This is a genomic window from Prevotella sp. LCP21S3_D2, from assembly GCF_052118345.1.
Lineage (GTDB): Bacteria > Bacteroidota > Bacteroidia > Bacteroidales > Bacteroidaceae > Prevotella.
Genome location: NZ_JBQKHJ010000008.1, coordinates 17,944 through 33,160 on the forward strand (window position 1 = coordinate 17,944; position 15,217 = coordinate 33,160).

Below are 15,217 nucleotides of genomic sequence, written 5' to 3' on the forward strand. Positions count from 1 at the left end.
AATTGTAAATTATATTATTATAAATTAGTTTTCGTGTTTAGTAATATCGATAATGTCAATATCCTGACGGCTGTTCTCGCATCTCATGGTGTGAGAAGAGTAGTGGTTTGTCCTGGAAGTCGTAATGCGCCCATCGTACATAATCTTAATGAGATGGATGGCATTACCTGCTATCCAGTCACCGATGAACGCAGTGCGGGATTTGTGGCTATGGGTATTGCCTTGGGTAATCCGTCACCGTGTCCGGATCCGGTAGCGGTCTGTGTTACTTCCGGCTCTGCATTGCTCAATCTCTATCCGGCAGTCTGTGAGGCTTATTATCAGAAGTTGCCAATCATCATAATTTCGGCAGATAGACCGGAGGCTTGGATAGGCCAGCAGGATGGACAGACCCTGCCGCAGGCTCATGTATTCGGTACGATGGTGAACAGAAGTGTGAATCTTCCAATCGTATCCAACGAGGAGCAGGCTTGGTATTGTGAACGGTTGGTGCATGAAGCGGTCATCGACTGCGTGCACCGCAAGATAGGTCCGGTACATATCAATATCCAGCTTTCTGAACCTCTCTATCAGTTTACGGTAGACAAGCTGCCGAAAACTCATTGGGTGGATTACGTGAAGACCAATCTCTTTGGCGGCAGTTTCCATTACGGTGATATGCTTGATTTTCTGAATGCCAGAAAGCCGATGATCGTGGTGGGACAGGATTATCCATGCAGTCAGCTTTACGGTATCAAGCAGATTGATTCGTGGGCAGTTACGCTCATCGAACCGACGGCTTTAGGCACGTCAAGCGAGGATCCTGCATGCCGGGAATTTTCCAGCAATCTCCTGGTTACCAATTTCGATGAAGTGCTGAATAATGTGGGAGATAACGGGGATTATATGCCCGATTTTATTCTCTATGTAGGAGGCACCCTGGTGAGCAAGCGCCTCAAGCTGTTCCTTCGCCTTGCCGTGAAGAAAGGTGCTAAGGTGTGGCGGGCAAGCACCGATGGTGATTACATCGATACCTTTATGCGTATTGACCGTATCTTCCAATGCGATACCACACTGCTGGCGGATGCCATGACCTCTTATGATCAGGTTTATCGGGATGAAGTGGATGCGTATAAGGAACGTTGGGAAAAAGCACTGTGGGCGGCTAAGCGTCATGCTTTCGATTATGAACCATCCTTCAGCAGTATGGCTGCGGTGAAGGCTTTTCAGACCGAGTTTCTGGCTCATTCACTGGATGATACTCGTGAGTGCCGTCTCTTTTATGGCAATAGCATGGCTATTCGTCTGGCTTGCATTTATGCCCGCCAGTATGTGCATTGCAATCGGGGGGTGAATGGTATCGAGGGTTCGCTATCTGCAGCTGCGGGCTTGTCTATCTATCTTTCGGAATATCATCATCCTGATGTCAGGAGCCAGCAGAAGGTTTTCTGCGTGTTGGGCGACCTGAGTTTCTTCTACGATCAGAATGCCCTCTGGAATCAGAATCTCAATGGCAGTCTTCGCATCTTGCTCTTGAATAATGGCGGCGGAGCCATCTTTGCCAAGTTCAAGGGATTGAAGGAAAGTTCTGCACGCGAGAAACTGGTGATGGCTGAGCATTGCACTTCTGCTTATCACATCTGTCTGGCACAAGATGTAGCCTATCAGAACGCTGATGATATGAAGTCGCTCTGTGAGGGTATCGATTGGCTCATCCATACCGAGTCAAGCAGACCGATGCTTCTGGAGGTTCTTACGGATATAGAAACAGATAATCAGGTTCTGGATGAATATTATAATAGTTTAGAGTTATCATCAGAGAAAGAAGGATGAACCATCCTTTCTGAAAGTAACCTGAAAGTAATCATAAAGTTCAAAGTTCAATAATCAAAGTTCAAAGTAAATGAGAGAATGGAAAAAGATAGAAGGTTTTGATTTCAAGGAAATCATCTTCGAGGAGTATAATCACATTGCTAAGATTACCATCAATCGTGAGCGTTATCGCAACGCCTTCACTCCATTGACTACCTGGGAGATGGCGCAGGCTTTCAACTACTGTCGTGACTGTCTGGATATCCGTGTGGTTATCCTGACGGGTGCTGGCGACAAGGCTTTCTGTGCCGGTGGAGATATGCATGTGAAGGGTAGAGGTGGATATGTTGGCAACGATGGTGTGCCTCGTCTCAACGTGCTTGATGTACAGATGCAGATTCGTCGTTTGCCAAAGCCTGTTATCGCCATGGTGAACGGTTATGCCATCGGTGGTGGTCATGTGCTTCATGTGATGTGCGACTTGACCATCGCTTCAGAGAATGCCATCTTCGGACAGACTGGTCCTAAGGTAGGAAGCTTCGATGCTGGTTTCGGTTCTTCTTATCTGGCACGAATGGTTGGTCAGAAGAAGGCCCGTGAAATCTGGTTCCTCTGCAAGCAGTATTCTGCGAAGGAGGCAGAAGAGATGGGAATGGTCAACAAGGTGGTTCCTCTCGACCAGTTGGAAGATACCTGCGTAGAATGGGCTGAAATCATGATGGAGCGTTCTCCTTTGGCTCTCCGTATGATCAAGGCTGGCTTGAATGCTGAGTTGGATGGTCAGGCTGGTATTCAGGAGTTGGCTGGTGATGCAACGATGCTCTATTATACCATGGATGAGGCTCAGGAGGGTGGCAAGGCTTTCCTGGAGAAGCGCAAGCCTCGTTTTGAGGATTATCCTCTGTTCCCGTAAATGGCAGAGTGAGTAATCGAATATAAGGATATATAAACCATATAGGATGCCTTCGGTCATCTTGTATGGTTTATTTTTTTTCCTTCACTATGGATGCTGGATGAAAACCAATAGGGGGAAGATGAAGATAAATGAGAAATGGATGAAAATAAAAAAGCCAACCTCTAATACTAGAGATTGGCAATCTTAATGCTTTATGGGTGGAAGGTGGGACTCGAACCCACGACATTCAGAACCACAATCTGACGCTCTAACCAACTGAACTACGTCCACCATGTTAGCTTGCTTAATTGTTATTTCTTTTAAGCGAATGCAAAGGTACTACATTTTTTTGAATCCACCAAATTTTTTCTAAACTTTTTTCTGAAAAACTTCATTTTCCTGTAAAAAAATAGCATTTTCCCTTAAAACTGCAGTTTTTTTGATGGGAAAATGCTATTTATAAGTTTACAAGCTATTACTTAGCAGGGCTAGCTGGTACAGTTGGAGTTGCTGCTTTCTGTGCATCTGCTGCACCATTAGCTGCTGGGGCTGCTTTCTGAGCACCTGCTGCAGCATCCTTGCTAGCACCTGGCATAGCAGGAAGAGCAGTCTGCTCCTGAGTTGCACCTTCCATAACGCTGCTTTCACCAGCTGCCTGAGGTGCTACATAAGCACAAACTATGCTGATAACTACCATGGCACCAGCGAGACCCCATGTTAATTTCTCTATAATGTCGGTTGTCTTACGAACGCCCATGATAGAGTTTGTTGAAGAGAAGTTACTTGCAAGTCCACCTCCCTTTGATTCCTGGATGAGCACGATGAAAATCATCATGATTGCTACCAGGACGATTAATACTACAAATAATGTGTAAGCCATTTTTTAAAACTAGTTTTATTTATTATTTTTATTTGTTATTTTTATTATTTCCGTTTAATATCAGTTTCTCGAGAAATCTTAGCTGGTCCACATAGTAGGCACTCTTGTGTGGATGCTGCTTGTAGAGTCGCTCGATAATTTGATAAGCTCGTTCATACTTGCCCTGTTTGATGTAGATGCGGGCGAGGGTTTCTGTAAATACACCACTATTTTCAGTTTGTTCCTCGTTGTCTTTGTCATCTTCCAGTTGAGGCGTGTATTCTGGCTTGTATTCCTCTCCTTGCTGTATCTTTGGCAATTTGAATCCTCCATCTTCCATGAAGTCATCAATCAGACTGATGGTTCTTGAAGGTTTCTCGTCTTCTTCTTGATCTTCAGTCTCCATCAGATAAGCTACATAATCAACAGCTGCATCTGCAGGTGTTGGCTTCCGCTTTTCTTTCTTAGCTTCTTTTTCTTCTGCATCTGTTGGTATAGAACCTAGGAAACTGTCGATAAGGTCGCTTGTGCGGTCTGCCTTAGATGTATTGTGCAAGTTGCTTTTTGGTGCTTCTCCTTGAGTAGGATAAGCCTTGCTCTTTTCCCCATAGTTTACTTTCTTGAACTGATAGTGCGCTGCTTCAACCATTTCGAAGATGACCTTGCGGTCTGTTATGTAGATGGCTGCACGGCGTAGCTCTTCGTCGAAACTAGGGTCGTGGAGTAGGTACAGGTTTTTCAACATCAAGAGGCGAGCCGTTTGATAATAGGGATATAGAGCCAAGAGGGCGCGCAAGTCGTAGAGCGTCTCCCGGTTCATCTCCTCTGGGTGTTGTATCAATCTGCTTAATTCCACTTTTTTCTATTTAATGTTTGGTTACTATGAACTTTGAGCTATGAACTTTGAGCTTTGAACTTTGAGCTATGAACTTTGAGCTTTGAACTTTGAGCTTTGAACTTTATGATTTGTATAGCTGTTGAATTCTTCACTCTTCACTCTTCGTTCTTCACTTACTATTTCCTTACCAGTTAGCTACTGTAGCGTTGAATATCTGGTCTACCAAGTCTTTTACCATCTGGGTGACCAGTTCTTCCTGAACAGAAGCTAAACTTTGTGTGGTATCGTAGGTCTTTGCAGAGGTGAATGACTTTTCGAAGTCCTCGGTATGTTTCTTGTTATTCGTGAAACGGACATTGACGGTGATACTCAATTCTGTCTGTGCAGAATAACCTTCAGCAGATACCGACTTGTTGCGCTGTGAATATTGGGTAATTTCACCCTCAATCTTCAGGTCGCCATTACGGGAAACCTGTCGCAACTGGGTATTGTTGGCAAATTTGTCTTTCAGCTCGTTGTTGAACATTGGTCCCATTGGTCCCCAAACGTATGAACTTCTGATAGGGAAGTCTGCTATTTGGATAGTCTTGGTCTGGGTATAGTCAATGCTGGCGCCGTTGAAGCCGTAGCTAACGGAACATGCAGTCATGATGCCTATGACCAATGAAATCCCTAATATATATATGTACGCGCGTAATTGCTTCATAATTTATATTTCTTTATTTTCCGGTAAAGTGTTCTGTCTGATATACCCAATTCCTCAGCGGCTTTCTTTCGATTGCCATTGTTGCGTTCCAGAGCCTTTTCTATCATTTGTTTGCTCAAGTCATCGAGATTCAGTGAGTCGTTCTCTTTGATTTCTTCTGCCTCGATTTCTTCTGGTTCCGATTGTCCCATTTTGTCAGCTCGGATGATTCCCGGTTCATGTCGGATGATTCCTGTGTCATGCTGGATGATTCCTGTGTCATGCCGCATCATTCCTTCTGCTGGTGTGATAGACTGTGTTTTTTCAAACTCTGCCGGATAGGTTGTTGGACTCATGTTCGATACAGAGGTAGGACTACTGAAACCTTCTGCTCCTCTTAGTTGACGGGCTTCATCCAGTTGCTTGCGCAATGATCCCACCTCTCTTCGCAGGTCACTCACGTTTCCTCTTAGTTCGTAAAGAATCTTATAGAGAAATTCTCGTTCGTTTTCATAACTGTGCGAGGTGTTGTTGCTCTGTGGAATGGTGGCAAGTTGAGTAGTCTCTTCATCGCGTGGGATAAAATGCATGAGTGTCTCCATGTTAATTTCCCGTTCACGACTTAATACCGACATTTGCTCGGTAATGTTCTTGAGCTGTCTCACGTTGCCTGGCCACTTATATTTCAGCATGAGTTTCTTGGCATCTTCTGTCAGGCTGATCTTTGGCAGATTGTATTTCTCTGCCATTTGCATGGCGAAAAGGCGGAACAACAGTAAGATGTCATTTCCTCGTTCGCGAAGTGGAGGCATCTGGATAGGAATTGTATTCAGTCGGTAATACAAGTCTTCGCGGAATCTTCCTTCGCTGATTGCCTTTCTCATGTTGACGTTGGTGGCAGCAACGATTCGTACGTTGGTCTTGCGAATCTCTGTTCCACCTACGCGGATATATTCGCCCGTTTCCAGCACTCTCAGCAGTCTTGCCTGAGTCTGTATGGGCAGTTCGCCCACCTCGTCAAGAAATATAGTACCCTTGTTGGCTATTCCGAAGTAGCCTTCGCTTTCTCCTATGGCTCCGGTAAAGGAACCCTTCTCATGTCCAAAGAGCTCACTGTCTATAGTGCCCTCAGGAATGCTTCCGCAGTTGATGGCAAAATACTTTTCTCTTCTTCTTGGTGAGTTGTCATGGATCACCCTCGGAATGATTTCCTTACCAACTCCACTTTCTCCGATAATAAGCACAGAAAGATCTGTCGGTGCCACCTGTAAGGCGACATCGAGAGCATGATTCAATCCGTCGCTATTTCCGACGATATTGTAGCGTTGTTTTATTTTCTGTAGTTCAGATGTATCCATTTAGCTGCCAAAATTACACATTTTTTTTGAAATATCAGCATATATTGCCCAAAAATAGGTCTTTTTTAACGTTTACCTATTCTTGGGCATCATATTTTGCTTTAAATTAAGCTTCTGGAGCTACTTGCTGAGCTGGTTCAGTTGTAGCTTGTGGAGCTTCCTGACCTTCATTCTTTGGACGAGGTGTAAAGTTCTTTTCATTCTTTGGAGGGAATGGCTTGCCGCCCTTCTTTGGGATAGAGAATCTTACCTTTTCGCTCTCGTCACGCTTCTCGTGATAGAGTTTTGGAAGTGGATTTTCTATTGCCTCATCATAGCTGTTTCTGTTCTGGAAAGCATCAATAGCCAGGAATACTGCCTGGCGGAACGATGACTCGTCAGCTTCATTGCAGCCTGCAATGCTGTAACTTGGTGCCATGTTGGCTGCTGTATGGATGATAGGCAAACCTGCAGTGTAGATGACGCCATCCTCTGTATAGAGAGAATGGAATGGGGTAGTGGCTTGGTCATGATACATGGCCATGATTCCGTCAAAGTCGCTGAAATATCCCTTACCGAAGAACTCATCTGCTGCGTATGGACCAAAAGCCTGAATGCCTTGTTCTGCTAATTTGTCAATAGCAGGAATGATGATTTCGCTCTCCTCCTTACCGCAACTTTCCTCTTCGTTGCTGCGAGGATTGAGGGCAAGCACTGCTATGCGTGGGTTGGTGATGAGGAAATCTCTTTTGATGGTTTGTTGCATGAGCTTTATTCTTTCAATAATGCGTTCCTCGGTGATTCCGGCTATTACATTTTTGAATGGAGTCTTCTCTGTAACTGATGCTATGCGAAGGTTGCCACCTACGAGGATGGAAAGGGCTTCCTGTCCTTCGCCAAGACATGTTTCGATATAATGCTTGTGCCCCTTGAATGGGAAACCTTCTATCTGGGCATTCTGGTTATTGATAGGGGCTGTGATTAGCACATCATAGAGATTGTCTCTGAAATCAGTCATTGCTCTGTCGAGCGCTTTGATAGCTGCTGCTCCCGATTCGGTGGTAGGCATACCCATGTCTACCTTTACCTCTTCATCTACAGCTGCAAGCAGGTTGATGCGTCCTTCTTCTGCGTCTTCTGCTTTCTGGATGATAGAAAACTGTGCTGGCAGGTTCATCGCCTTGCGATAATAGGCTGCCACCTTTGGTGAACCGTAGATGATTGGTGTACAGAAATCCAGCATCTCAGATTCAGCAAATGTCTTAAAGATGAGTTCATATCCGATACCGTTGGTATCTCCGTGAGTGATAGCCACTCTGATTTTCTTATTGTCCATTGATGTATTTTATTTTATTGTGGAAATCGCAGCTTCGAGCTGCTTGATTAATATTTTCTTTTTCATTTCGGGTGCATAGACGAAGCCGATGACATAGAGGTTATGGATGCGATGCATCACGTAAGGTCCTCCCATGGCATCCCCTTTCATCTCCCAGAGTCCTCTTTCTAAAAGAACAGGAATGGTCATATACATGCTGTCGGTTTCGCCCGGCATGTTGGTTCGAAGAATGCTATCAATCTGAGCCTTGTCATTTACATTTACATGAAAAGCATTTGAATTCTTCATTCTTCGTTCTTCACTCTTCTCTTTTCCTGCTCTTCGTTCTTCACTCTTCACTTTCATCACGAGCAGGTTCTGCATTCCCGTACTTGCGTTGTTCGAAATCCAGATGAAGTTTTTTGCCTTCTTGCTGGCATTCATCGATACCGGGATTTTCATGTCAAGTCCGAATGTCTTCTTTACCTCTTCCTGCATCTCCTTGTTCTGCTTGCTGGGATTGTTGGAGATCATCTCTGCCAGATGCTTCAGTTCAGCTTCATCTACAATTTGGCGGAGCTTTTCGCCATTGAGTCTTTCTCGCAGCTGCTGTACGGAATGGGCATTGATGCGGATGATGTTTTGCGGTTCAGCATTCTCATCGTGGCTCAACTTGACAGCGAAGTCTTTATCTGTGATATTGACGATGATGCGGGTTCTGACGAGCAGGTAGCTGCCTTTTGTCTTCCCCTTCTTCACCTGAATCAGTTTGCAGAGAGGCTCGGGTTGGGGAAGGGCTGGAACGTCTTCCGTCAGTATCCTGGTAACGATGCTGTCGGTATCTCCTTCCAGTACAATCTCGTAAGGTTGCCCTGTACTGGCTGGCTTTTTCCTGTTCTTCCCCGTTAAACCGCAACTTGTCAAGAGGAGAAATATCAGGCAGAACGGGAAAAGAAACGTTATCGTATTTCTCACCATTATGCTATGTTCTTTTCGTCTACTCTTTTTTCTCTTCGTCCTCATGCTGGCGTATTTCGCCAATCTTCTTCGAGGTACTCAGCAAGCCGCAGGCTGCATAGATGTCTTGTCCACGGCTGGCACGGATGGTTGTAAACACGCCGTGCGAGGTAAGGTAATCGCGGAACTGCTCCATCTTTTCGTCATTCACGCCCTGCAGTGGGATGTCTGGAATCTGGTGGAAGCGGATCAGGTTGAAACGGCAATCGAGTCCCTTTACCAACTTGATGATAGCTTTGGCATGCTGCATGCTGTCATTCACTCCCTTGAATACGATGTATTCGAACGAGAGGCGACGCTGGTGGGAGAAGTCGTAGTTCTTCAAAAGCTCTACCACCTGCTCAATACCCATACCTCTTTCTGCAGGCATCAGTTCTGCGCGCTCTGAAGGAATAGGATCGTGCATGGAAATAGCCACATGGCATTCGCTCTCTTCCAGGAATCGCTTCAGTTTGTTCTTCACGCCAACAGAACTTACCGTGATACGCTTCGGACTCCATGCCCAGCCATAGTCGGCAGTCAGAATTTCCGTAGCACGAAGCACGTTGTCGAGGTTGTCCATTGGCTCGCCCTGTCCCATGAATACGATGTTGGTGAGCTTGTCTACCTCTGGCAATGAGTAAATCTGGTTCAGGATGTCGCCGGCAGGCAGACTTCCCTCGAATCCCTGCTTACCTGTTTGGCAGAAGAGACAGTTCATCTTGCAACCCACCTGCGAAGAAACACAGAGCGTGGCACGGTCCTTATCTGGAATATAAACCGTTTCCACAAACTTGCCACTTCGGGTAGGAAAGAGATACTTGATGGTACCATCCACAGAATGTTGTGCGTCGGAATATCCGAAGCATCCTATTTCGTATTCGGCAGCGAGTTTTGCACGGTTGGCTTTCGAGATATTGGTCATCTCATCAATGCTCTTTACATGCTGCTCATAGAGCCATTTCGCCATCTGTCCGCCGGTGAAGGCAGGCATGCCGAGATCCTTTGCCACCTGCTTCAATTCGGCAAGTGTAAGGCCTAAAAGATATTTTTTTTCATTATTCATACTGCAAAGATAGTGTTTTTTGCCGAAAAATTGTTATCTTTGCCACATATTTTAAGATAATAAGTTGAAATAAAGATAAAAAACATAGTTTGATGCCCCCAAATGGGACCAAAAACGAGAAAATAGAAACAAAGAAATGAGACAAAAAATAGACCTTTTCTTGCCTTGTGAAGACCTGGATGTTGCCCAGGAAGCACTCTTGGAACTTCATGACAACAAGACAGTTCAACATATCAATCTCTTGGTGAGTGCTGATTTCGCTGCTTCTCATCAAGTGCCTGATGGTTGTACATTTATCGTTGTCGACCGATTGGAGAGTTCCAATACTGTTAGTAGTATTGCTGAGAACACCGATGCCGACTATGTAATCATTTGTACCAAAGCCACTCCTATCCGTTGGGGATTGTATGCCTTGGAACGTTTCCTCCGTACCGCTGATGATACGGGAGCGGTCATGGTATACTCCGATCATTACTCTGTTCAGGAGGGTAAACTGGAGAAGCATCCGGTCATCGACTATCAGGCTGGTTCACTTCGTGATGACTTCGATTTCGGAAGTCTCTGGCTTGTCAAGGCACAGAATCTGCTCGACTATGCAGCACAGCAGGACAGACAGGAATATCAGTTTGCAGGACTCTATGACCTTCGTCTTTATCTGAGTAGAGTGGGAGAGATTTTCCATATCAATGAATTCCTCTATACGGAAGATGAGCTCGATACCAGAAAGAGTGGAGAAAAGCAGTTCGACTATGTGAACCCTCGCAACCGGGAGGTACAGATAGAGATGGAGAAGGCTTGCACCCATCATCTCGAAAAGGTGGGAGCCTTGGTTGATACCAATTACTATCGACAGCCTGATTTTGATGAGCAGGAGTTTGAATACGAGGCTTCTGTCATTATTCCGGTATTCAACCGTGAAAAGACGATAGCTGACGCAGTGAAAAGCGCACTCAGTCAGAAGACCAGCTTCAAGTTTAATGTTATCGTGGTAAATAATCATTCTACCGACCGTACGGGCGAAATCCTTTCAGAGATTGCCCATGAGATGGAGGAACGGAATGATAAGCAGGCAGGACGCCTTGTCCAGATTGTGCCTGATCGCAACGACCTTGGCATTGGTGGCTGCTGGAATATGGCTATCAACAGCGACCATTGTGGTAAGTTTGCCGTCCAGCTGGATAGTGATGACCTCTATTCTTCCCCTAAGACGCTGCAAAAGATAGTAGATGCCTTCCATAAGCAGAAGGCTGCCATGATGATCGGCTCTTATCGCATGTGCGATTTCGATCTCAATACACTGCCTCCTGGATTGATAGACCATAAGGAGTGGACCGAAGATAATGGCTGTAATAATGCTCTGCGTATCAATGGATTGGGTGCTCCTCGTGCCTTCTTTACCCCATTGGTCCGTCAGATTCAATTTCCTAATACCAGTTATGGTGAGGACTATGCCTTGGGATTGGTGTTTTCTCGTCGCTACCGTATTGGCAGAATCTACGATGAACTTTACCTCTGCCGTCGTTGGGGAGGAAATAGTGATGCTGCCTTGAGTATCGATAAGGTAAATGCCAATAATCTTTATAAGGACCGTCTTCGCACCATGGAGTTGAAGGCGCGCCAGCAGATGTTGCAGGGCAAGGCTGATATAATGGAAGATAGCAGTATCTCCCGTTTCTTCAATCGCCAGATGGAGAAATGGGCTGATGCCCGTCACCGCTTCCGCGATCTCAAGCATGTGGAGACCCATCAGCTCTCCGACCAGTTGAAAGTGCAGTGGAATCCGGCACGCATCGTGAGCACCGGAGCCAAGATTGATAAGAAGACATTGGGTGATCGTCCATGTTTCCTTTGCGACAAGAACCGTCCTAAGGAGCAGATTTCAAAACAGATAGATGAACGCTTCCTTCTCTTGGTGAATCCGTTCCCGATTCTGCCTGTTCATTTCACGATTCCTGCAAGAAAGCATCAGCCACAGTCTATCTATAAGAATTATGGTGAGATGCACCGGTTCCTGAGCTTGCATAGCGAGTTGATGGTGTTCTATAACGGTCCGAAGTGTGGAGCCTCAGCTCCTGATCATCTTCATTTCCAGGCAGGTACCAGTGGCATCTTGCCTTTGCAGGCTAATTGGCAGCGACTTTCTCGCAACCTTACTGATATCATTTCTCTGAATGATGACGAAAAGATTGCCTTGATTCATGACTTTGTTGTTCCAGCCTTTGTCATCATCTCCAAGAGTGAGGACAGCGATGAGGCTCTTTTCCAACGTCTCTATAAGTCGATGCCTGTTCGTGGTGATGAGACTGAACCAATGATGAATATCATCGCATGGCGCAAGGGGGATGAGTATATCTCTGTGGTTATTCCTAGAGAGAAACACCGCCCTGAGGCTTATTTTGCAGAAGGCGATGCACAGATGATGGTTTCTCCTGGAGCCTTGGATATGTCGGGACTCATCATTACTCCCCGTGAGGAAGACTTCCGTAAGTTGACCGAAGAGAGTGCTACTGCCATTCTGCAGGAATGTGGTGTCTCTACGGATAAGATGAACAGCATCGTTACCAAACTCAAGGCTTCAAAGGAAGCTGAACTGCAGGTCGGTACTTCTGCCTTATACAGTTATGACAAGGAACCTGAGGTGAAGGTGGGTATTGTGAGCGGACAGAAGATTCATTTCTCTCTCAATAAACCTTATCTGGCTAAGGGCGAGACAGTAATCGGCGAACAGGAGGTGGAATTCTCAGAAGGTGGTGTACTCTGGAACGGTAATCAGTATAGTTCCTTGACTTTCCATCCACAGAGTGCGGACGCTTCCTTCTCGCTGAGCGATGTTACGATTGGTGTCAACTTCCATTGGGAGCGCAAGGAAACCCAGACTTTCCTCGGAACATTGCGTTTCGTGGTCGAGTCGGATAAGATTTGTGCCATCAACGAACTGCCTGTAGAGAAGTATCTGGAGAGTGTAATCAGTAGTGAGATGAGTGCCACTTCCAGTCTCGAACTCTTGAAGGCACATGCCGTTATCTCCCGTTCCTGGCTTTTGGCGCAGATGAAGAAGCATAGGGATGTTGCAGAAAGTGGTAATAATTTCTTCTCTTTCACCAAGAAGGAAGATATGCTCATCCGCTGGTACGATCGCGAAGACCATACCATCTTTGATGTTTGTGCAGATGACCATTGCCAGCGTTACCAGGGAATCACGAAGGAAACTTCTCCACATGTTGCTGAGGCTATTCGTCAGACCAAGGGACAGGTGCTCCTGGATGGTGATGAGATATGCGATGCCCGATTCTCTAAATGTTGCGGTGGAGTCACAGAGGAGTTCCAGTACTGTTGGGAAGATACACCGAAGAATTATCTCACTGCGGTGAGGGATATTGCATTAGGAATAGAATCTACTTTGCCTAATCTGACAAATGAGGAAGAGGCTGAGAAGTGGATTCGCTTCAACCCTCCTGCTTTCTGCAACACGCAGGACAAGAGAATCCTCTCACAGGTGTTGAACGATTACGACCAGGAAACGGTAGACTTCTATCGCTGGAAGGTAACCCTTACTCAGGAGAAACTGCAGCAGCTCATTGCTGACAGACTGAAGATGGACTTGGGTTCTATCCTTGATATGAAATCCGTAGAACGGGGAACGAGTGGAAGAATCAGTAAGCTCCAGATTATCGGTACGGAGAAAACCTTCACCATCGGTAAGGAACTCGAAATCCGCCGCACGCTGAGTGACAGTCATCTCCTCAGTTCTGCCTTTATCGTGGATAAATATGATATAGATGAGCAGGGAGTTCCTCAGCGTTTCGAACTGGTCGGCGCTGGATGGGGACACGGAGTAGGTCTCTGTCAGATTGGTGCAGCCGTGATGGGCGAGGAAGGCTATCTGTATGATGCCATCCTTCTGCGCTACTATCAGGGAGCTGAAATCAAGAAACTCTATAAATAGTGATGTAAAATGGTAACAAAGAAAAATAGTCGGAATCCATGGGCTTGGATTCCGACCCTCTATTTTGCAGAAGGACTGCCTAATGTCATCGTGACAGCCCTCTCTGTCGTGATGTATATGCAGTTGGGCTTGACCGATGCCCAGGTGGGTCTCTATACCGGATGGCTGGCTTTGCCATGGGTTATCAAACCCTTGTGGAGTCCTTTCATCGACTTGCTGAAGACCAAGCGCTGGTGGGTATTGACCATGCAGGCACTCATCGGAGCCGCCCTTGCCGGCATTGCTTTCTCGCTGCCTACTGCCTTCTGGTTCCAGGCAACGATGTGTTTCTTCTTCCTCATCGCCTTCTGTAGTGCCACCCACGATATTTCGGCGGATGGTTTCTATATGATAGAGTTGGATGAGCATACGCAGACCAAGTTCGTGGGTTTGAGAAATACCTTTTATCGCCTTGCCATCATCTTTGTGAATGGATTCCTGGTGATGCTGGCTGGTGTTCTCCAGGTGATGTTCCGCAACCAGATTAGCTTCTCATGGGCGCTCATCTTCTACGGTCTGGCAGGTATCTTCATCGGATTATGGCTCTATCATAGCCGATTCATGCCACGTCCTAAGGAGGATGTGCAGACGGACAGAACGGTGGGTGAAGTGGCTCACGAACTGAAGAATATGTTCCGCACCTTCTTCGTGAAGTTCGGATTGGGAGAAACCATCTGTGTGATGCTCTTCCTCTTGCTCTACCGATTCCCAGAAGCGCTTCTGAACACCATGACCAAGACCTTCATCCTCCGTCCTAATTCGCAGGGCGGACTGGGACTGTCACCTCAGGAATATGGCTTTGCCAATGGTACTGTGGGATTGATAGGTTTGCTGCTGGGTGGAATTCTTGGTGGTATTCTGGTGAGCAGGGATGGAATGAAGAAATGGCTCTGGCCTCTGGTTTGCGCCATCACCTTGCCTGATGTGGTTTACATCTATCTGAGTTACTCGCTCAACAGCAACCTCATCGTGGTTTCCAGCTGTCTTTTCGTCGAGCAGTTGGGTTACGGTCTGGGCTTCACGGTTCTTACCCTTTACATGTTGTTCTATAGTCAGGGCAAGTTCAAGACATCCCATTATTCCATCTGTACAGGTATCTCTTATTTAGGTTTGATGTTGCCTGGTATGGTTTCGGGATATCTGAAAGATATGGTAGGCTACCGCATGTTCTTCATCATCGTGATGGCATGTTGCGCCATTACCTTCCTGGTTACTGCTTTCCTGAAGATTGATCCTAATTTCGGAAAGAAAGAGAAAGAGGAAATCGAGGAGGAAGAAATGGAAGTGATAGAATAGTAATCCTATATATAAATAGGTGAAAATACAGGAAAAGGTCGTTGGGATTCGTCTCAACGACCTTTTTACGTTAAACTAATTAAAATTTTGGGTTCCTTCTCTTGTGATATCATTTTAATATCGTATATTTGTGATATTAAAATGATATCAATAT

General features: G+C 45.9%; 11 protein-coding genes and 1 tRNA gene. 4 read left to right on the forward strand and 8 right to left on the reverse strand.

Annotated elements, in window-relative coordinates:
- Positions 1–33 precede the first annotated feature (33 nt).
- Positions 34–1,812: a 2-succinyl-5-enolpyruvyl-6-hydroxy-3-cyclohexene-1-carboxylic-acid synthase gene (gene menD / locus ACTQ16_RS07155; protein ID WP_441936759.1), complete on the forward strand. Its 1,779-nt coding sequence runs from the start codon at positions 34–36 to the stop codon at positions 1,810–1,812.
- 70 nt (positions 1,813–1,882) lie between these two features.
- Positions 1,883–2,704 (forward strand): 1,4-dihydroxy-2-naphthoyl-CoA synthase, encoded by an 822-nt coding sequence (gene menB / locus ACTQ16_RS07160; RefSeq protein WP_441936761.1) that lies wholly within the window; start codon positions 1,883–1,885, stop codon positions 2,702–2,704.
- 198 nt (positions 2,705–2,902) lie between these two features.
- Here menB and ACTQ16_RS07165 read toward each other — a convergent pair.
- The 8 genes from ACTQ16_RS07165 to rlmN form a co-directional block, all read right to left on the reverse strand.
- Positions 2,903–2,978 (reverse strand) — tRNA-His (locus ACTQ16_RS07165).
- Between the two features lie 183 nt (positions 2,979–3,161).
- Positions 3,162–3,566, reverse strand: a complete 405-nt coding sequence (gene secG / locus ACTQ16_RS07170; protein ID WP_153125770.1) for a preprotein translocase subunit SecG — start codon at positions 3,564–3,566, stop codon at positions 3,162–3,164.
- 28 nt (positions 3,567–3,594) lie between these two features.
- Positions 3,595–4,401, reverse strand: coding sequence for a tetratricopeptide repeat protein (locus tag ACTQ16_RS07175; RefSeq protein ID WP_441936763.1), 807 nt, complete (start codon positions 4,399–4,401; stop codon positions 3,595–3,597).
- Between the two features lie 166 nt (positions 4,402–4,567).
- Entirely contained in the window at positions 4,568–5,089 is a 522-nt protein-coding gene (gene lptE, locus ACTQ16_RS07180) for an LptE family protein (protein WP_294969079.1), read from the reverse strand.
- Positions 5,086–6,426 (reverse strand): sigma-54 interaction domain-containing protein, encoded by a 1,341-nt coding sequence (locus ACTQ16_RS07185; RefSeq protein ID WP_441931855.1) that lies wholly within the window; start codon positions 6,424–6,426, stop codon positions 5,086–5,088. Before ACTQ16_RS07185 ends, lptE begins: the two co-directional genes overlap by 4 nt.
- 106 nt (positions 6,427–6,532) lie before the next feature.
- On the reverse strand, positions 6,533–7,741 hold the full coding sequence (locus tag ACTQ16_RS07190; protein ID WP_441936764.1) for a PdxA family dehydrogenase: 1,209 nt from the start codon (positions 7,739–7,741) through the stop codon (positions 6,533–6,535).
- Positions 7,742–7,750: 9 nt separating this feature from the next.
- The gene (locus ACTQ16_RS07195; RefSeq protein ID WP_441931856.1) at positions 7,751–8,698 is read right to left on the reverse strand and encodes a DUF4837 family protein; all 948 of its coding nucleotides are present in this window, start codon (positions 8,696–8,698) and stop codon (positions 7,751–7,753) included.
- Between the two features lie 19 nt (positions 8,699–8,717).
- Positions 8,718–9,782 (reverse strand): 23S rRNA (adenine(2503)-C(2))-methyltransferase RlmN, encoded by a 1,065-nt coding sequence (rlmN, locus tag ACTQ16_RS07200; RefSeq protein WP_218415707.1) that lies wholly within the window; start codon positions 9,780–9,782, stop codon positions 8,718–8,720.
- 136 nt (positions 9,783–9,918) lie between these two features.
- Between rlmN and ACTQ16_RS07205 the strand changes: the two genes are divergently transcribed.
- Together ACTQ16_RS07205 and ACTQ16_RS07210 are read left to right on the forward strand one after the other, a co-directional pair.
- Positions 9,919–13,728: a DUF4922 domain-containing protein gene (locus ACTQ16_RS07205; RefSeq protein WP_441936766.1), complete on the forward strand. Its 3,810-nt coding sequence runs from the start codon at positions 9,919–9,921 to the stop codon at positions 13,726–13,728.
- A gap of 9 nt (positions 13,729–13,737) precedes the next feature.
- The gene (locus tag ACTQ16_RS07210; RefSeq protein WP_294969064.1) at positions 13,738–15,063 is read left to right on the forward strand and encodes an MFS transporter; all 1,326 of its coding nucleotides are present in this window, start codon (positions 13,738–13,740) and stop codon (positions 15,061–15,063) included.
- Positions 15,064–15,217: the final 154 nt, after the last annotated feature.